Source organism: Sporosarcina sp. SAFN-010, assembly GCF_059415065.1.
In genome coordinates this window covers 1-18,958 of sequence record NZ_JBPFDS010000017.1, presented here as the reverse complement: position 1 = coordinate 18,958, position 18,958 = coordinate 1, and the positions used below count along the sequence as shown (strand labels likewise).

The following is an 18,958-nucleotide window of genomic DNA, read 5'->3' as shown; positions in this document are numbered from 1 at the left end:
GCATGTATCCAATTACGATTGTAGGACTTGGTTCAGGTGAACTGGATCAGCTGTCTGTGGGAGTTTATCGGAAACTAAAGGCTGCACAGACACTCATTGTTCGTACAGATCAGCATCCAGCTGTGGACGAATTGAAGGCAGAAGGCGTACAAATGACGAGTTTTGACAGTGTGTATGAGTCTCAAGATGCATTTGAAGCCGTTTATGATGAAATCGTTGCGAAGTTACTAGTGATGGCAAAAGAGAAGCCAGTCACTTATGCAGTACCTGGTCATCCGCTTGTTGCGGAGCGTACGGTTCAATTGCTCATTGAGCAGGAAAAAGAGGGACAGGCTGTACTCGACATTGCAGGAGGGAATAGCTTCCTAGATCCAATATTTGCTGCGCTTCGAATTGATCCGATTGAAGGATTTCAGTTAGTAGACGGCACAGAATTACGTCAAGACGATGTGCAGATGCGTCAGCACGTGCTGATCGGCCAAGTGTATGATGCGTTTGTTGCTTCTGATGTAAAATTAACGCTGCTTGAAAAGTATGCAGTTGACCACCCCGTCACGATTGTGACAGCTGCAGGGACGTCTGCTGAAGAAGTGCGTACCGTTCCTCTAGTTGAACTAGACCGAGAAACACGTATCGATAATTTAACGACCGTTTACGTGCCGCCTGTTGTTGAACAGACGGATCGTTTGAAAGAATGGCAGACATTCCGCGAGATTATTGCAAAACTACGGAGTCCTGAAGGATGTCCTTGGGATCGCGAGCAGACACATGAATCGTTGAAGCGATTCATGATTGAAGAGGCACATGAAGTGTTGGATGCGATCGACCGTGAAGATGATAACGACCTAATTGAAGAATTAGGGGATGTTTTGCTGCAAGTATTCTTGCATGCCCAAATCGGCGAGGATGATGGATACTTCACGATGGAGGACATTTTGCAGGCGGTTGGCGATAAGATGATTCGCAGACATCCGCACGTCTTCGGAGAAATTGAAGTGGCGGATTCTGATGAGGTCTTGAAAAACTGGCAAGACATTAAGAGTGAAGAGAAACCGAAGAAGAATTCATTGCTAGACGGACAAACGTTGTCCAGTTCTTCTCTACTAACGTCTTTCAACTACCAGAAAGCCGCTGCGCGAGTCGGATTTGACTGGCCGGACGTTGCTGGTGCATTCGATAAGTTTGAAGAGGAATGGCAAGAATTCAAAGACGAAGTGGTAGGCGGAACTCAGGACTCGCGGACAGACGAGCTGGGGGATGTCTTTTTCACACTTGTGAACATCGCACGATTCTTAAAGTTGTCTCCAGAAGAAGCGATGCAACACGCCAATCAGAAATTTAATAATCGTTTTTCTTATATTGAACGTTCTGTAGCTGCAGGTCGTGGGTCGTTTGAAGATTATACGGTGGATGAACTTGAAGAATTTTGGCAACAAGCAAAACGATTAGGGGGAAACTAGAATGAGACTCGATAAATTTCTAAAGGTGTCAAGGTTAATCAAACGTAGAACTCTTGCGAAACAAGTAGCTGACCAAGGTAGGATTACAATTGATGGAAAAGTAGCGAAAGCATCGTCGGACGTTGCACCGGGGAATGAACTTGCGATTCGCTTCGGCCAAAAGATCGTTACAGTTAAGGTAAACGAGTTGAAGGCATCTACGAAAAAAGAAGATGCGGCGATGATGTATACGATTGTGAAAGAAGAAAAACTTGAAAAAGTCGATCCGGAGTTCGTGGATGACGAAGACTAATTGGACATGACAGGAAACTTCCTGTCATGTTTTTTGTTGTACGTGCATAGGATGGCAGTGTACAAATCAGACAGGGGGACAGACTATGCAAACTCAAACTGAAAGCCCAGCTTACACAATTCCATCCGGTGATCACGTTGTGACCATGCGGAACCGTAAACGAATGGATCTTACATCTGTTAAAACGATTGACCGGTTTGACCAGGAAGAGTTCTTAGTCCGCACATCGCAAGGGATGCTTACCATTAAAGGAGAAGAATTACGCATCGTTCACTTGGATGTGGACAAGGGACTTCTCACACTCGAAGGTTCTGTTGCCACGCTTCAGTACGATGAAGAAGAGACTGGTTCACGTAATTTCCTCCATAAATTGTTCGGATGAGCATATCCGCGCAGTTTGTGAGCTTACTTGCAATGATTGGAACAGGAATCATTGCAGGTGCATTCATGGATATGCTTGGAACGGGTATTGCCAATACAGGGAAAGCGTCCATTATTCGCAGAAGAGCCATTTGGCTTGAAACAATTGGGTGGTTACTTGCCGGATGCTTCGCATTTGCTGTGTTGTTCGTCTTTCGAGATGGGGCGTGGCGGATGTACGACCCGCTCGCCCAGCTGTCGGGATTGTTGTTGTATGCAACAGTATTCCACAAACCTTTTAGACTCCTTGGGAGAATTATTATTGCCTTGCTCATTCGTCCAGTCCTAATGGTTTTTCGATTGATTTTCTGGTTCATCAGATATGTATTGCGAGTGATTCGTGCAATTATTTTGCTTCTGTCCCAGCCCTTTCGGTTCATCTATCGTAGATTTTTCAGATATCACTTCAAAAAAAAGCCAAAGTAACGTATACTAGATAATTATGATATCTGTAAAATTGTAATTGAGGGGATGTGCAGGAGATGGAGCAAAAGGGTAGGAAGTTCACTTCCTCATCGGTTGCATCGATTGAAACTGAATATGTCCGCTCCATGCAACGAAAAGAGGACTGGCGACGTAAGCAAAAGAAGCGGCTTAAAGTGAAGCTGCTCATTTTTGCAATGATTGTCGTAGTCACATTCGGAGGCATTGCGAGCTACAATCACCAACAGAAAAAGATGTTGGCCTCAAAACAACAAGAAAAACAGGAACTGGTAGAACAGCTAGCTGTAAAAACTAGTGAGCAAGAACAACTCAAGAAGCAGTTGTTGAAACTGGATGACGAAGAGTACATTGCAAAGCTTGCACGTAAGGAATACTTTGTATCGAACAAGGATGAAATCATCTTCTCTCTTCCAGAAGGGAAGAAAAAATTAAACAAAAAAGACGACGGAAAAGAGTAGTCTTATTGACACTCTTTTTTTGTTGGATATAATGAAAGTAGGAATCTTGCGCAGGCAAGACCCGTAAAAACGGTTGCTAGGCTTCTGAAACAGGAGCCCGCTTAAATTCTAAGGAGGAGCATTTTTTTTATGTCAATTGAAGTAGGCAGCAAGCTAGAGGGTAAAGTGACAGGGATTACAAATTTTGGGGCATTCGTTGAATTGCCGACCGGCGTAACAGGACTCGTCCACATCAGTGAAGTGGCAGATAACTACGTCAAAGATATTAATGACCATTTAAAAGTCGGCGACATGGTTGAAGTGAAAGTCATGAACGTCGGTTCTGATGGCAAGATTGGTTTGTCGATCCGGAAAGCAAAACCGGAATCGGAACAACGGCCGCAGCGCCCGCAGCGACCGTCACGCCCTCGTCAGGGAGGGGGACGTCCTCCTGAGCGTCCAGAGAATTTCGAGACGAAAATGGCGAAATTCATGAAGGAAAGCGAAGAAAATCTAACAACACTTAAGCGAGCAACTGAGTCGAAACGCGGAGGCCGCGGAGCACGCAGAGGCTAAAAGTGCTTTAGAACGGTTGGAAACGACCCTTTTGAGCTGTTTCAATGCAGGAAAAAATGTCTTATAGATGAAAGCTGAGGATGCGCGTTGCGTGCACTCAGCTTTTTTTGTGGTTCTATAATATTTGTTGGGCTAAAATGAGAAAACTGCTGGATTTGATGGAGGATCCAGTTCTGGTCCGATTCGATTGTTAGTGCAAAGGAGTCTTCCCGAAAAACAAGCGAAGCGCTACCAATTAATGTCCTAAATCGGTTGAATTGTGTCCCGTTCTCGAGAAATTCCACGTTGTGTCGGAGAAATTCATAGATGTGATTGAGAAACTTTCCTCTCTGATGAACAAATTATTCTCAGTGTCGGGCAATACCTCACGACTGAAGGAGAAAGTTAACAGGTGCGTAATGGAGTTCTCTTTGTGAGCGGAAGATAGATTTTATGATCACAAATCGAGGTTTATGAGCGGAAAGCAGAGTTTATGATCACAATTCGAGAGTTATGAGCGGAAAGCAGAGTTTATGATCACAATTCGAGAGTTATGAGTGGAAAGCAGAGTTTATGATCACAATTCGAGAGTTATGAGCGGAATCCAAAGTTTATGATCACATTCCCAGATATATGATCATCCCTCGCAATACCAGGATCCGTAAGCACAAAAAAGGACTTGTCCAAGTGGACAAGTCCTTTCCAAAACATTTTTATGGCGGCAGAGGGGATCGAACCCCCGACCTCACGGGTATGAACCGTACGCTCTAGCCAGCTGAGCTACGCCGCCGTATTAGGGTGCGTCAACATGTTGTTCACGACCTTATTCATCATACAGATTATTTTTCAATCTGTCAACGGTTTCTAAAAACTTTGTGTGGCATAGAAAGTTGCTCGTAGTCATCATCGTCCACTTACTGATCTTTCCCTATTGAAAACATCCCCGTAAACCGTCGAAATGTTTTTAGGACCAGGTGTCAGAAACAGACAAATTATTAGACAACGGGTCTGTATACTAATGGCAATAGGTCATAGGGGGAATGAGATGATGAAGATGATCAGTAGTAATACAGAGAGATCACTGTGGCAACAAGTTCAGGGTGTAGTAGGGTCAATCTTACAACGGAAAGTCCACTTGCTGACAACGTTTCTATTCACGATTGGATCGTTCTTTCTATCACAAGCCGTGTTGTTTGACGCGGCGGTACCATTTTTCTTACCTGTTTGGGCCCTAGCAACGATGCGCTATCCTAAGTATATGTTACCTGTATTCATCGGGGGAATCAGTGGAAGTTTGTTCGTCGGTTTGGGACAATCTATTATTTTCATTTTGCAATTGCTTTTATTTAACTTGGTCATTCGACATCCGTTTACGAGAAAGTCCATACCGCTTACTGTCGCAGGTACCGTTATTTTCACACAAGTGTTTTGGCAATTGATTATGTATGCAGGACAACCACCGCTCACCGTACAGGTTGCGATTGGATTTGAAGCATTGCTTGCCTTACTTATGACAGTCTTTCTTTTCATCGCATTTCCGCAAGTGGATAAGTTGCTGTATACGCCATGGCGAGCAGAACAACTCGGGGCAGCGTGTATCGTAGCTGCTATGGCAACAACAGGCATGAACAATCTGATTATTGGGTATATTTCAGTCCCGGGGTTGTTACTGTATACAGCTATTTTGATTGCCGCTCTTGCTGGCGGCGTGTTATTTTCAACGACAATCGCCATGCTGATTGCCGCGATTACAGGGATGGCAGAACTGTCGTTCACTGGAATGATGACGGTTTACGGAATGACTGGATTCGCAGCTGGATCTATGAAGGGATTCGGAAAGCTAGGTGTCGCAACAGGAGGCATCTTTGCATCTGTCTTTTTCCTATTATATGACTTGACGTTGCCTCTTGATGAAACACATTTTGCGACAATAGGTGCCGCGACGCTCCTATTTCTTCTTATTCCGTCGAAACGACTCGCATCCGTCCGCGAAGTACTCGTTCCAGAGCAACAGGATTTATCAGAAAAACGTCAGCAATGGTTGGCGCGACGGTTGGATGAACAACTCACGGACTTCCAACAATTCGCCTCCTTTATGTCGACAATGGTGAATGATCAGTTCCCTGTTCAAGAATCGCGTCAATTGGAACAGGTACAAGAAACGCCGAGTGCGTGTCGATCTTGTTTCCGCTACTCTAAATGCTGGGCATCAGATGATGACAGTATTCCGAATTTACTTTCTGAGTGGGAATCGACGTATTCTGCTACGAAAAAAGCAGCGCGTCATAGGGTGGAAGAGAAAATTAGATACAAGTGTGTACGTCATACGGGATTGCTCGAAGAATTGGAAGAGCGTGGTGCAGACCGGTTGCTGATGGGACAATTGCAACACGGAAGAAAAATGCTCGCTTTACAGTTACGGGATATGAGTACGCATCTAGAAAATATGATGAATGAGATTAAAGAAGATGTGACGATTTATCGCCCATCTGAAGAAGAACTTGGGAAAAATCTACGAGCACAAGATATCGATTTCTTCCAAATCGACATTTTGTCTGAAGAAAAAGGAGCCATGCGCATTGTGTGCTCCATTCCAGAAAGACGATCCTCCTTTGAAACAGATACCACTGTTGCAGAAAGGCTTATTCTACCGATTCTTGAAGAGATGTATCAGGAGCCGTTCCAAGTTGAAAAGGCACTTATGCGAGAGCAGCCATTCGCCCATTTGCAGCTAACCTTTACATCGGCAGTTCGTTTTTCGATGCAGTATGGTGTTGTCGCAACCGCAGGAGGGGGATCGTTTTACGCGGGTGATGCGTATGAGGTGTTCCCGATCCATGATGGGTTAACTGCAGTGTTGCTATCAGATGGGATGGGACAAGATATGAATGCCTACTATGAAAGTCAGAAAGTAATCCGATTGATGCGCGAATGTTTGGATCGTAAAATGGGGCCTGAGACAGCGATGCATACCCTCCACTACATGATGGCGTTAAACGGTTTGGATGATATGTATGCGACGCTTGACTTGGCGCTTGTCGATTTACAGGATGGGAGACTGTGGTCGTGGAAAGCGGGCTCTATGAGTACCTACATTAAACGGGGAGAAGAGTTTTTGCGTGTAGATAGTAAAGCTGTTCCATTCGGTTTTCTACCATCATTCACAGTAGAAGCAAAGAACGAAGAGTTGAAGTCAGGGGATATTATTGTGATGATGACGGACGGAATGTTTAACGGGGACGTCTTATTAGAACAGCAGGAGAAGACGTTATGTCAAACTCTTTCGCACCATGCAAATCTCGAGTGTGATGCGCTAGCGGATCGAATTATGGGGGAAATGGAGCGTAAATATAAAACTACAGCGGATGACCGTACCGTGTTAGTCATGAAAATAGACCATATTGTTCCAAGATGGTCTAGTGTGAAAGTACGCACACCCTCACTATTTCGTCAAAAAGTGGTAGGATGAAGATAGAAAATGGCGGAGGTGGTTAAGATGAAGGATAAGCTATACAAAAAGGTTCTGGCCTTCATCCGCCAGGAACGTTTGTTGATTAAAGGTGACCGAGTGCTAATTGCATGCTCAGGAGGAGTCGACTCGGTCGCCCTATTACATTTTTTAAGTGCGCAACGCGAGAGACTGGAAATCGAAATAGGGGCCATCCACGTAGATCACTGTCTTCGAGGAGAGGAATCTGCACTCGATGGTGAAGTTGTTCGGATACTTTGCGATAGTCTTCAAGTACCGTTTTACGGAACTGCCTTACCGGTTCCGGATTTACTGGAAGCACATGGGGGAAATGTTCAAGAAGTTTGCCGCACCGGACGCTACGCGTTATTTGAAGGAACGATGCAGAATGAAGGATTTACTGTTCTTGCTGTTGCTCATCATGCAGAAGACCAACTAGAAACGATTTTAATGCAGCTTGCTAAAGGGAAAAGACCACAAGGAATGCCTGTTTCCCGTCCTTTTGGGGAGGGACTTCTCATCCGACCGTTTTTGTCGCTTATGAAAACAGACTTGTATGAGTATGCTAGGTTACACAAGCTACCGTTTAGAGAAGATCCAAGCAATGAAAAAGATGATTATACCCGCAATCGGTACCGTCATCACATCGTCCCTGTAATGTTAACTGAAAATCTCATGACCGCTGAGAATTCTGTACGTATGGCGGCGACACTTCAAGAAGAGGATGAGTTTCTGGAAGGACTGGCAAAAGAACATCTGGAAGGCCTTTTAACCTTTACGGATAAAGGGGTGCCTGTTATCCATTCAGCTACATTCCGTACCATGCACCCCGCTTTACAAAAGAGGGCAGTTCCTCTACTATTAAAGTATCTTTACAATGGGGAAACTATACCTGCAATTTACAATGCCGACTTGTTGAATCATCTCATTCGTCAGTTGTCTGCTGACACGGGGAGTGCGTCAATTAGCCTTCCGGAAAAGTGGTCGTTACAAAGAGACTATGGAGTTTCAACGTTTGTTTGTGAGGAAGAAGAGCCGATGAACCAAATCGTCCCATTTCCACCAAACGAATGGGTTCAATGGGGACAGATGAGATTGCGTTGGTGCAAGTCCTCAGCTGTTGAACCAGCCACGCTAGAAGGTGTGACCGACTGGCGTTATTTCCAATCGGAAGAAGGGGAGTTACCTTCTGGAATTCGATCGAGACGATCTGGAGACCGGATCCGATTACGTGGAATGGAGCACCCTAAACGGTTGAGTCGTCTGCTGATTGATGAGAAAGTCAAACAATCGGAACGAGACAGACTTCCTGTCGTCGTATCTGAGCAGGGTGACATCTGTGCAATTCCCGGCGTGCGATACAGCGAATCATTTACTAAACAAACGTCTTCTGATCAGGCGTACATACTGATGATGGTTTGGCAGCAATAACAGCAACTGCTGACATTTGTACAGACCTACACACTTTAGGAGGAATTTTTTCATGTTGGAAAAAGATATTCAAGAAGTTCTGATTTCTGAAGAACAGTTACAAGAAAAGGTTGCAGAACTTGGAAAGCAGTTAACAGAGGAATACCAAGACAAGTTTCCGCTTGCTATTGGTGTGCTGAAAGGCGCTTTGCCGTTCATGAGCGATCTTATTAAACGGTTCGATGCATACATAGAACTCGATTTCATGGATGTTTCTAGCTACGGAAATGCAACAGTCTCTTCAGGTGAAGTTAAAATTATCAAAGACTTAAACGCTAGTGTAGAAGGTCGTGACATTCTGATTGTCGAAGATATTATCGACAGTGGAAAGACGCTTAAGTATCTAGTGGAACTGTTTAAGTATCGTAAAGCAAAATCGATTAAGATTGTAACTCTACTTGACAAGCCGACTGGCCGGAAAGTTGACTTGAAAGCAGATATGGTAGGTTTTGAAGTGCCGGATGCTTTTGTTGTCGGTTACGGACTTGACTACGCAGAAAAATATCGTAACCTCCCGTATATCGGTATCTTGAAAAAAGAAATTTACACAACGTAAGTGCTTTTTGAACCCTTTAGAGAAAGAGCGTTATAAGACTTTTTTCTTAAGGCATTTTCTTTGTGATTCAAATTGCATATGTGATAAGATTGTCAATAGTTTTCTGTTGAAGAAATGAGGAGGCTTGGGATGAATCGAATATTTCGATACTTTCTATTATATGGGCTGATTTTTCTAGCGATCATGGGAATCTTCAGTTCGCTGAACAATCCAAACCCTAAGATGGAAAAGATCCGTTATGACGAATTTCTCACGGCATTAGAACAAGGGAAAGTAGAGTCTGTCGAAATTCAACCTGTCCAACTAGTATTAGAAGTAAAAGGACATATGAAAAACGCCAAAGACGATGCAACTTTCACTACAAACGTTCCGATGAATGATGAGATGACAATGAACGATATTCGCGATATTGCACTTGCAAAGAACGCGAAAGTAGAAATTTTGCCAGCGCCTGAAACAAGCGCATGGGTTTCATTCTTCACCGGCCTAGTGCCATTTATCATTATCATCATCTTGTTCTTCTTCTTGTTGAACCAAGCTCAAGGTGGCGGTGGTGGCGGAAAGGTTATGAATTTCGGGAAAAGTAAAGCGAAATTGCATACCGATGACCGCAAGAAAGTTCGTTTTACAGATGTAGCAGGTGCGGATGAAGAGAAACAGGAACTGGTCGAGGTCGTCGACTTCCTGAAGGATCCTCGTAAGTTCGCTGCCGTTGGTGCACGTATTCCTAAAGGTATCCTCCTTGTAGGACCTCCAGGTACAGGTAAAACTTTGTTGGCTCGTGCAGTTGCTGGTGAAGCAGGCGTCCCATTCTTCTCGATTTCAGGTTCTGATTTCGTTGAAATGTTTGTCGGTGTCGGTGCTTCCCGTGTTCGTGATTTGTTTGAGAATGCAAAGAAAAATGCACCATGTATTATCTTCATCGATGAGATCGATGCTGTTGGACGTCAACGTGGCGCGGGCCTTGGTGGCGGACACGATGAGCGTGAACAGACGTTGAACCAGTTGCTAGTTGAGATGGATGGTTTCGGTGAAAACGAAGGAATCATTATCGTAGCAGCAACAAACCGTCCGGATATTCTAGATCCAGCATTACTACGTCCAGGTCGTTTTGACCGTCAAATCACTGTAGGTCGTCCAGATGTTAAGGGTCGTGAAGCAGTACTTAAAGTACATGCTCGCAATAAGCCGCTTGACGAAACGGTCAACTTGAAAGCACTAGCTCAACGGACACCAGGTTTCTCGGGTGCAGATCTAGAGAACTTGCTGAACGAAGCAGCGCTTGTTGCAGCTAGACGCAACAAAACAACAATTGATATGTCGGACATCGACGAAGCGACAGACCGTGTTATTGCAGGTACTGCGAAAACGAGTCGGGTCATTTCTGAGAAAGAGCGTAATATCGTTGCGAACCACGAAGCAGGTCACGTTGTCGTCGGTTTAATACTTGACGATGCAGAGATTGTGCACAAAGTTACAATCGTACCTCGTGGGCAAGCAGGCGGTTATGCTGTCATGCTACCTAAAGAAGATCGATACTTCATGACTAAACCAGAACTCCTCGACAAAATTGCTGGACTTCTTGGTGGACGTGTATCTGAAGAAATCGTCCTTGGCGAAGTGTCTACAGGTGCCCATAATGACTTCCAACGGGCAACCGGAATCGCACGCTCCATGGTGACGGAATACGGAATGAGTGATAAGCTCGGACCGATGCAGTTTGGTCAAGCACAAGGTGGAAACGTCTTCCTGGGCCGTGACTTCAATTCCGAACAGAACTATTCAGATTCAATTGCTTATGAAATTGACCAAGAAATGCAGTCGATTATCAAAGGTGAGTATGAGCGTACAAAACGGATTCTTACCGAAAACCGTAGCTTACTCGATTTGATTGCGAAGACGCTTCTAGAAGTAGAAACGCTCGATGCAGAACAAATCAATCACTTGAAAGACCACGGCACACTTCCGGACCGCCCTTATGAGCGAAAAGAAGTTGGCGAAGGTGCTGAAAGTGAGGCGAATCCTGATGTTACTGGAGCTCCAGCAGATCCTTCTGTAGGTGATTTACCGAGTAGCGAAGGAACAAACGAGCCGCTAGATTCGATTGACGAAAAACGAAGAGATTAATAATAATCAGCTGACTGTCCGTTAAAAGACAGTCAGCTGTTTTTTTTGAAATGATATGTGGTATGATGTGAGGGAAAAAAGACTATTGACGTTAGTGAGGAATCAGTCATGCTCTTAGTTTTAGATACAGGGAATACGAATATTGTACTTGGTGTTTATGAAGGCACGGAGTTAAAACACCATTGGCGGATGGAAACATACCGACAAAAGACAGAAGACGAATACGCAATGCAAGTGAAGGCATTATTTTCGCACGTTGGACTAGAATTCACGGATATTGATGGGATTATTATTTCATCTGTTGTACCACCAGTTATGTTCCCGTTGGAGCAAATGTGCAAAAAGTATTTTAATCAGGAACCAGTCATTGTGGGTCCTGGAGTGAAAACAGGACTCAACATTAAATATGAAAACCCACGTGAAGTGGGAGCGGATAGGATTGTCAATGCAGTAGCAGCGATTAGCGAGTATGGAAGTCCACTCATAATTGTTGATTTCGGTACAGCGACTACGTATTGCTACGTAAACGAACATGCAGAATACATGGGTGGTGCAATTGCTCCAGGCATTAACATCTCCATGGAAGCGCTGTTTGACCGTGCTTCTAAATTGCCACGCGTGGAATTGACACGTCCGGAACACGTCGTTGGGAAAAATACAGTGTCTGCGATGCAGGCAGGTATCTTATACGGGTATGTCGGACAAGTCGAGGGACTTGTGGGGCGGATGAAGGCCGAAAGTAAGAAAGTACCTACTGTTATCGCAACTGGAGGACTTGCTCCTCTAATTGGCAAAGAGACGGATGTAATCGATGTTGTGGATGACTATCTCACATTAAAAGGGTTAAAACTGATTTATGAACGTAACCAGCAAGGAGAGAATGGTAAATGAATGATTATCTTATAAAAGCACTAGCGTTTGACAGCACAATTCGTGCGTATGCTGTTACAACTACAGAAGCAGTAGGTGAAATGCAACGTCGCCACTATTCATGGCCGACTGCAACAGCTGCGATTGGTCGTACGATGTCAGCGACAGTCATGATGGGCGCTATGATGAAAGGCGAAGAAAAGTTAACGGTGAAAGTGGATGGAAACGGCCCGCTTGGTGCGATCGTTACAGATGCCGATGCAAAAGGGCGCATTCGTGGCTATGCGCTTAATCCACAAACACACTTCGACTTGAATGAACAAGGGAAATTGGATGTCCGTCGCGCTGTCGGAACCGAAGGGATGCTGACGGTCGTGAAGGACCTTGGTTTACGGGATATGTTTACCGGCCAAACTCCTATCGTATCTGGAGAAGTTGCAGAAGATTTCACGCAGTACTTTGTTGTTTCCGAACAAGTACCTTCCGCTGTTGCGCTAGGCGTTCTTGTTAATCCGGATAATACAGTAAAAGCTTCAGGTGGGTTCATCCTGCAAGTGATGCCGGGTGCTACAGACGAAACCATTACAGAATTGGAGCAGCGCATCAGTCAGATGGAACCGATTTCTAAAATGATTGACCGTGGTCTAACGCCTGAAGAAGTTTTAGAAGAGGTTCTTGGGAAGGAAAATGTCCGAGTTGTCGACCAAATGGAGGTCAACTTTGATTGTAATTGCTCGAAAGAACGTTTTGGGACTGCTATAAAGAGCTTAGGTGAAGAAGAAATTCTTACAATGATGAGTGAAGATGGCCAGGCCGAGGCGGAATGTCATTTCTGCCTGGAAAAGTACGTCTATTCAAAAGAAGAGTTAAAGGAATTTGTCGATGAAATCCGGTCTGGATCGTAATCGGGGAGGGAACGAACCTCCGAAGCGCCGGTTAAAAGCCAAACCACTCGTTATGCTGATTGCGATTTTAGCGCTAGGGAATCTCTTGTGGTTCATCGGCTGGCTCATTCCGGACAAAGCGGAAAGTCCATTTCAAGCTGGTGAAGAAGTGGCATCCGTTGCGGGAAAGCCGATTACGCGAGAAGAGTGGATGACCGCGATGGAACAAGAGGTCGGTCGTGAAGTGCTACTTGACCTGGTAAATGACAGGGTTATGGAAACCGCTGCGAAAGAGTACAAAATCGACGTTTCTGATGAAGACGTTGACCGTGAATTAGCATTGCTCTCTTCTCTTGATGGTAAAGCATATACAGGACTGGATGCCGATCAAATGCGTAGAAAAGTTCGTTCTGAACTCATTCTGAACCGTGTGTTAACAAAGGATATTGTAATTGAGGACAAAGCGGTGAAATCGTATTATGAGAAGAATGAAGATCAGTTCGAAATTCCGACCACTTACCGGACTTCTTTACTTGTCGCATCCACGGAATCAGATGCGAATCGGGCGCTCGAGGAATTGAAAGACGGGTCTAGTTTTGATGTTCTCGCTAAAGAACGTTCTGTCGATTCGTCCTCTGCTTCTATTGGAGGCGATCTTGGGTATATTAGTAGTCGAACGGAAGAAGTTGACCAGTCGATTCTAAAGACAGCGAAGAAGTTGAAAGAAGACGGTGTTAGTGATGTGTTTAAACTTGAAGAAGGTACGTATGCAATTATTCAAGTGCGCGACATTCTGAAAGGTCGTTCATTTAAGTTCAAAGAAGTTAAAGAACATATACGTAGTGAATTGGCTCTGCAGCAACTTTCCCAATCGGTGTCGCCGGAAACGTTTTGGAAAGAATTCGATGCACACTGGTTTTATGGAAAGTAAAAGCTTCGCTCTTGTAGCGGAGCTTTTTGCTGTTTTGAGGCGATTGGTTTGGTTTGACAAATGGCACATTTCTTCTGTAAACTGAATACATTATAAAACCTACCTATTAACTAAGGATTGGAGTGTTGGAAATGAAGAAAGTAGGAAACTCTGTTGCGGATTTAGTCGGTCAAACACCGCTGGTAAAGCTGAATCGCCTTGTAGGACCCAATGATGCTGACGTCTATTTGAAACTGGAATACTTCAACCCGGGCTCCAGCGTGAAAGATCGTATTGCACTCGCGATGATTGAAACGGCTGAAAAGTCAGGAGAACTACAAGAAGGCGGTACCCTGATTGAACCAACGAGTGGAAACACCGGAATTGGGCTTGCGATGATTGCGGCTGCAAAAGGTTACAAAGCAGTACTCGTGATGCCGGATACGATGAGCTTAGAGCGGAGAAACCTATTACGCGCATACGGCGCTGATCTAATTTTGACGCCAGGCTCTGAGGGGATGAAAGGTGCCATTTCGAAAGCCGAACAATTGGCGAAGGAAAACGGATGGTTCCTCCCACAACAATTTAACAATGAGGCGAATCCGGAAGTTCATCGACTGACAACGGGACCTGAAATTGCAGATGCGCTAGACAAGGTAGATGCATTCGTTTCTGCAGTCGGTACAGGTGGTACAATTACTGGTGTAGGTAGCGTCCTAAAAGAACGTTTCCCGGATATTAAAATCATTGCAGTAGAGCCGACAGATTCTCCTGTACTTTCAGGAGGGCAGCCGGGACCGCATAAAATCCAGGGAATCGGCGCAGGATTCATTCCTGGAGTACTCGATACCGATATTTACGATGAAATCACACAAGTGACAAATGACGAATCCTACGAATATGCGCGCAAGATGGCGAAAGAAGAAGGGATCTTAGGCGGGGTTTCATCTGGCGCAGCTGTGTTTGCAGCACTTAAAGCCGCGAAGGAACTGGGGAAAGGAAAAACCGTCGTTGCGATTTTGGCTTCGAATGGCGAGCGTTACTTGAGCACACCGCTCTACCAGTTTGAAGAAGAGTAATGAAGAAGCGAGAGGGAGCGTAATTGCTTCCTCTTTTTTATATCGTTCCAGTAGGAAAATGAGAGAGTAACCGGTAAACTGATACAAAAAGCTGTTTTAGGATGAACGGCAAGGAAAGAAGTGTGCGCAGTGGAATTGGATTATGCAAAAGCACCGTACCGGTTGGGCGGGACGGACATCGACTTTTCAAAAGAAACGGTCGTTATGGGGATATTGAATGTAACACCGGATTCATTTTCGGATGGCGGACGATATAGCCAAACGGATGCAGCGCTTCTTCGTGCAACAGAAATGCTGAAGGACGGTGCGAAAATTATCGATATTGGCGGGGAGTCTACACGACCTGGGCATACGCCAGTTTCGTTAGAGGAAGAACTAGAACGTACGATTCCTGTAATCGAAGTGCTATCTAGGGAACTGGACTGTGCGATTTCGATTGATACATATAAAGCAAGTGTTGCTGAAGAGGCGATGAAAGCGGGTGCTCATATCATTAATGATGTATGGGGGGCGAAGCGTGAGCCGCGGATTGCAGAAGTTGCGAACCAGTACGGAGCTCCAATCATTTTGATGCACAACCGGGAACAGGCGATCTATGAAGGGAACTTTGGGGATGAATTACTTGCTGATATCGAAGAGAGTATTAGGATTGCGCGGAATGCGGGGATAGCGGAGCATAATATTTGGTTGGATCCAGGAATCGGGTTTGCAAAAGATATTCACGAAAACATTGAAGCAATGCAAAGTTTGGATCGACTATCGGCGCTAGGGTACCCCGTGCTGCTCGGGACATCGAAAAAGTCGTTGATTGGAAAAGTGCTAGACTTACCTATAGATGAACGAATGGAAGGAACAGGGGCAACCGTTTGTTACGGCATCGAACATGGTTGTCACATTGTGCGTGTCCATGATGTGAAAGAGATTGCTCGAATGGTCCGGATGATGGATGTGCTAACGAGAAAGCAGAAACTTACAATCTAGGGGGAATACAAATGGATTTCATACATTTAAACGAAATGCAGTTTTACGGCTATCACGGTGCACTAGCGGAAGAAACGGTTTTGGGACAACGGTTTACGGTGTCGGTATCAATGGCTGTCGATTTGACTGAGGCGGGAACAAATGATGATTTATCCAAAACAGTGAACTATGCTGAAGCTTATTCAGTCGTCCAGTCTATTGTGGAAGGGGAACCTGTTAAGCTCATTGAAGCAGTTGCGGAGCGGGTTGCTGGGAAACTACTTTCCGATTATAAGGACCAAGTTTCGGGGGTTCGCGTGTTGATCGTGAAACCAGATCCTCCGATTCCAGGACATTATGCGTCTGTGTCAGTAGAGATTGAACGAGGTCAGTTGTCATGAATACAGCGTTTTTGTCGGTTGGGACGAACATGGGAGATCGCGAAGCGTATTTAAAGTTGGCGACTGCATCCTTGAGGGCGATGGAAGGAATCGAATTGGTTGAAACATCCTCAATCTATGAAACCGCGCCGGTAGGGGTTACTGATCAAGCTGACTTTCTAAATATAGTTGTCCGTTTAGCAACCACGCTTGCACCGCTGGAACTACTGGCGGTCTGTCAACGAATCGAGCAGGAGCTGGGCAGGGAGCGGACGATTCGTTGGGGTCCTAGAACGGCAGATCTTGATATTTTACTATATAATGACGACGCTATTGAATCGGAGACGCTTTCCGTTCCTCATCCTCGGATGCGGGAGAGAGCTTTTGTGTTAATCCCTTTAACGGAACTGGCTCCAGAGTGTACAGATCCGGTTACGGGACGTCAATTTCGAGATGAGCCTGCAATGCAAGAAGGCGGGGTAGCATTGTGGGGATCATTAGAGGTGGGGCGTCTGTAATATTCATTGCAGGGGGTGTACCCTCCATTCTGGTTAGCGATAACAGAATTTGGTGCGGGTCTCGTGATTGGTAATAAAAGATATCATGTGAAATGCGAATTAGCGGGGGAGCGAATGTGTGTTTGTTTTGGAGGGTGTACAAGTAAGGTGGTTCACCGTAAATTCATCAACGTCTCTGATCTTCGTAGCTGCAATGACGGAGTGTGATCAGGCAATGTGGAGAAGCATTGTGGAATGGATTTTTAAAGCCGCTAACTCAGCGGCTTTTTTTACATGATGAAATTGTGTACAATAAGGTTATAATAGGCGGATAGCGCATTAGAATTTAGAGGAGTGAACAGGATGTCGAATATAGAAGAGTTGAATGACCAACGTCAAGTAAGACGTCAGAAGATGGAAGAGATACGTAACGGTGGATTGGATCCATTTGGTGCACGGTTTGAGCGGACTCATTTATCAAACGAGTTGATAGAAGCGTATAGCGAACTATCTAAAGAAGAGTTAGACGAAACACCACACGTTGCTAAAATTGCTGGGCGTATAATGACGAAGCGTGGTAAGGGGAAAGCTGGATTTGCACATATCCAGGATCTCGGTGGCCAGATTCAAATTTACGTCCGTCAAGATGCGATTGGAGAAGATTCGTATAAGCTCTTCACGATGGCTGATTTAGGAGATATCGTGGGAATCGAAGGAACGGTATTCAAAACCAAGGTTGGGGAACTCTCTATTAAAGTGACAGAGTTCACGTTTTTATCAAAAGCACTTCGACCGCTTCCTGAAAAGTTTCATGGATTACAAGATATTGAACAGCGTTACCGTCAGCGCTACTTAGATTTGATTTCTACTGAAGGTAGTAAAGAGACATTCATCTTACGTAGCCGTATCATTCAGTCTATGCGTCGCTATTTAGATGGACAAGGTTTCTTAGAAGTAGAGACGCCGATGCTGCATTCTATTGCAGGTGGTGCTTCTGCCCGTCCATTTATCACTCACCACAACACATTAGATATGACATTATATATGCGAATTGCGATTGAGTTGCACTTGAAACGTCTGATTGTTGGCGGATTAGAAAAGGTATATGAAATTGGTCGTGTGTTCAGAAACGAAGGAATCTCAACGCGTCACAATCCGGAGTTCACGATGATTGAGTTATATGAAGCCTATGCGGACTATAACGACATCATGGCATTAACGGAGAATATGATTGCTCATATCGCTGAAGAAGTGTTAGGCACAACGAAGGTGCAATACGGAGAAGACATTATTGATGTGTCACCTGGCTGGAAACGTCTGCACATGGCGGATGCGGTTAAGGAGTATACAGGCGTAGACTTCTGGACGCAAATGACGAAGGAAGAAGCGCATGCACTTGCTAAGGAACATGGCATAGATGTACAGCCGACAATGGAAGTCGGACATGTGCTGAATGAATTCTTTGAGCAAAAAGTGGAAGAGCAACTTGTTCAGCCGACGTTTGTCTACGGACACCCAGTTGAAATTTCACCACTTGCGAAGAAGAATCCTGAAGACGGTCGCTTTACAGACCGGTTTGAGTTATTCATCGTACGTCGTGAACATGCAAATGCTTTTACTGAGCTAAATGATCCGATTGACCAACGTCAACGTTTCGAAGCTCAACTTGTGGAAAAAGAACAAGGTAACGACGAAGCGCATGAAATGGATGACGACTTCATTGAAGCATTAGAGTATGGTCTTCCACCAACAGGCGGACTAGGAATAGGTATTGACCGTCTCGTTATGCTATTAACAAATGCTCAGTCGATCCGTGATGTATTGCTATTCCCGCAAATGCGTTCGAAAGACTAAGTGTGAATGAAAGAGTGTATCTCGCTTGTCGAGGTACACTTTTTTTATTTTAGAATAAAGTACTTGCATTAGTTTCTCGTGCGTGGTATATTTGAACACGTTGCTTTTGACATAACTATTTATGTACTACAACTTAAGCGAAACAAACTTTTAAAAAAGTGCTTGACGCGGATTATACAGTGTGGTATTATATAAAAGTTGCCAAAACAACTTGAACACAAAACAGAAACACTATGAACCTTGAAAACTGAACAGCAAAATGTCAACGAATTATCGTTTGGGAAACCGGTTCTG

General features: G+C 44.7%; 18 protein-coding genes and 1 tRNA gene. 18 read left to right on the top strand and 1 reads right to left on the bottom strand.

Going from position 1 to position 18,958, the window contains the following annotated elements:
- Window positions 1–2 precede the first annotated feature (2 nt).
- The 6 genes from yabN (at window position 3) to ACR65F_RS15665 (ending at window position 3,629) form a co-directional block, all read left to right on the top strand.
- A complete protein-coding gene (gene yabN / locus ACR65F_RS15690; protein WP_440504973.1) occupies window positions 3–1,460 on the top strand; it encodes a bifunctional methyltransferase/pyrophosphohydrolase YabN in 1,458 nt (485 codons plus the stop codon).
- Window position 1,461: 1 nt separating this feature from the next.
- On the top strand, window positions 1,462–1,752 hold the full coding sequence (locus ACR65F_RS15685; RefSeq protein WP_025783712.1) for an RNA-binding S4 domain-containing protein: 291 nt from the start codon (window positions 1,462–1,464) through the stop codon (window positions 1,750–1,752).
- Window positions 1,753–1,837: 85 nt separating this feature from the next.
- Window positions 1,838–2,134: a sporulation protein YabP gene (yabP, locus tag ACR65F_RS15680; protein ID WP_025783713.1), complete on the top strand. Its 297-nt coding sequence runs from the start codon at window positions 1,838–1,840 to the stop codon at window positions 2,132–2,134.
- Window positions 2,131–2,598, top strand: a complete 468-nt coding sequence (gene yabQ, locus ACR65F_RS15675) for a spore cortex biosynthesis protein YabQ (RefSeq protein ID WP_440504972.1) — start codon at window positions 2,131–2,133, stop codon at window positions 2,596–2,598. Before yabP ends, yabQ begins: the two co-directional genes overlap by 4 nt.
- 56 nt (window positions 2,599–2,654) lie before the next feature.
- On the top strand, window positions 2,655–3,074 hold the full coding sequence (locus tag ACR65F_RS15670) for an FtsB family cell division protein (RefSeq protein ID WP_039043136.1): 420 nt from the start codon (window positions 2,655–2,657) through the stop codon (window positions 3,072–3,074).
- A 129-nt stretch (window positions 3,075–3,203) separates the two neighbouring features.
- Window positions 3,204–3,629 carry a S1 domain-containing RNA-binding protein gene (locus ACR65F_RS15665; protein ID WP_039043135.1) on the top strand — a complete coding sequence of 142 codons (426 nt, stop codon included), beginning with the start codon at window positions 3,204–3,206 and terminating at the stop codon, window positions 3,627–3,629.
- Between the two features lie 695 nt (window positions 3,630–4,324).
- On the opposite strand, the gene ACR65F_RS15660 is transcribed toward ACR65F_RS15665, so the two are convergent.
- A tRNA-Met gene (locus tag ACR65F_RS15660) sits at window positions 4,325–4,398 on the bottom strand.
- A 255-nt stretch (window positions 4,399–4,653) separates the two neighbouring features.
- Here ACR65F_RS15660 and ACR65F_RS15655 point away from each other — a divergent pair.
- From ACR65F_RS15655 to lysS, 12 genes are all read left to right on the top strand, one after another.
- The gene (locus ACR65F_RS15655) at window positions 4,654–7,077 is read left to right on the top strand and encodes a SpoIIE family protein phosphatase (RefSeq protein ID WP_231567259.1); all 2,424 of its coding nucleotides are present in this window, start codon (window positions 4,654–4,656) and stop codon (window positions 7,075–7,077) included.
- 27 nt (window positions 7,078–7,104) lie between these two features.
- Window positions 7,105–8,508 carry a tRNA lysidine(34) synthetase TilS gene (tilS, locus tag ACR65F_RS15650; protein ID WP_440504971.1) on the top strand — a complete coding sequence of 468 codons (1,404 nt, stop codon included), beginning with the start codon at window positions 7,105–7,107 and terminating at the stop codon, window positions 8,506–8,508.
- Window positions 8,509–8,560: 52 nt separating this feature from the next.
- The gene (gene hpt, locus ACR65F_RS15645; protein ID WP_440504970.1) at window positions 8,561–9,103 is read left to right on the top strand and encodes a hypoxanthine phosphoribosyltransferase; all 543 of its coding nucleotides are present in this window, start codon (window positions 8,561–8,563) and stop codon (window positions 9,101–9,103) included.
- A gap of 129 nt (window positions 9,104–9,232) precedes the next feature.
- Window positions 9,233–11,230, top strand: a complete 1,998-nt coding sequence (ftsH, locus tag ACR65F_RS15640; protein ID WP_039043134.1) for an ATP-dependent zinc metalloprotease FtsH — start codon at window positions 9,233–9,235, stop codon at window positions 11,228–11,230.
- Between the two features lie 108 nt (window positions 11,231–11,338).
- Complete coding sequence (locus ACR65F_RS15635) at window positions 11,339–12,121, top strand: type III pantothenate kinase (protein WP_039043133.1); 783 nt, start codon at window positions 11,339–11,341, stop codon at window positions 12,119–12,121.
- Window positions 12,118–13,005: an Hsp33 family molecular chaperone HslO gene (gene hslO / locus ACR65F_RS15630; RefSeq protein WP_440504969.1), complete on the top strand. Its 888-nt coding sequence runs from the start codon at window positions 12,118–12,120 to the stop codon at window positions 13,003–13,005. The genes ACR65F_RS15635 and hslO overlap by 4 nt, the downstream gene beginning before the upstream one ends.
- Entirely contained in the window at window positions 12,983–13,915 is a 933-nt protein-coding gene (locus ACR65F_RS15625) for a peptidyl-prolyl cis-trans isomerase (protein ID WP_039043131.1), read from the top strand. Before hslO ends, ACR65F_RS15625 begins: the two co-directional genes overlap by 23 nt.
- 131 nt (window positions 13,916–14,046) lie before the next feature.
- Window positions 14,047–14,973: a cysteine synthase A gene (cysK, locus tag ACR65F_RS15620; RefSeq protein ID WP_440504968.1), complete on the top strand. Its 927-nt coding sequence runs from the start codon at window positions 14,047–14,049 to the stop codon at window positions 14,971–14,973.
- A 129-nt stretch (window positions 14,974–15,102) separates the two neighbouring features.
- Window positions 15,103–15,954, top strand: coding sequence for a dihydropteroate synthase (gene folP / locus ACR65F_RS15615; protein ID WP_440504967.1), 852 nt, complete (start codon window positions 15,103–15,105; stop codon window positions 15,952–15,954).
- A gap of 11 nt (window positions 15,955–15,965) precedes the next feature.
- Window positions 15,966–16,334 carry a dihydroneopterin aldolase gene (gene folB, locus ACR65F_RS15610; protein ID WP_440504966.1) on the top strand — a complete coding sequence of 123 codons (369 nt, stop codon included), beginning with the start codon at window positions 15,966–15,968 and terminating at the stop codon, window positions 16,332–16,334.
- Window positions 16,331–16,831 carry a 2-amino-4-hydroxy-6-hydroxymethyldihydropteridine diphosphokinase gene (gene folK / locus ACR65F_RS15605; protein WP_440504965.1) on the top strand — a complete coding sequence of 167 codons (501 nt, stop codon included), beginning with the start codon at window positions 16,331–16,333 and terminating at the stop codon, window positions 16,829–16,831. The genes folB and folK overlap by 4 nt, the downstream gene beginning before the upstream one ends.
- Window positions 16,832–17,173: 342 nt before the next feature.
- Entirely contained in the window at window positions 17,174–18,664 is a 1,491-nt protein-coding gene (gene lysS, locus ACR65F_RS15600) for a lysine--tRNA ligase (RefSeq protein ID WP_440504964.1), read from the top strand.
- The last annotated feature ends 294 nt before the right edge of the window (window positions 18,665–18,958 follow it).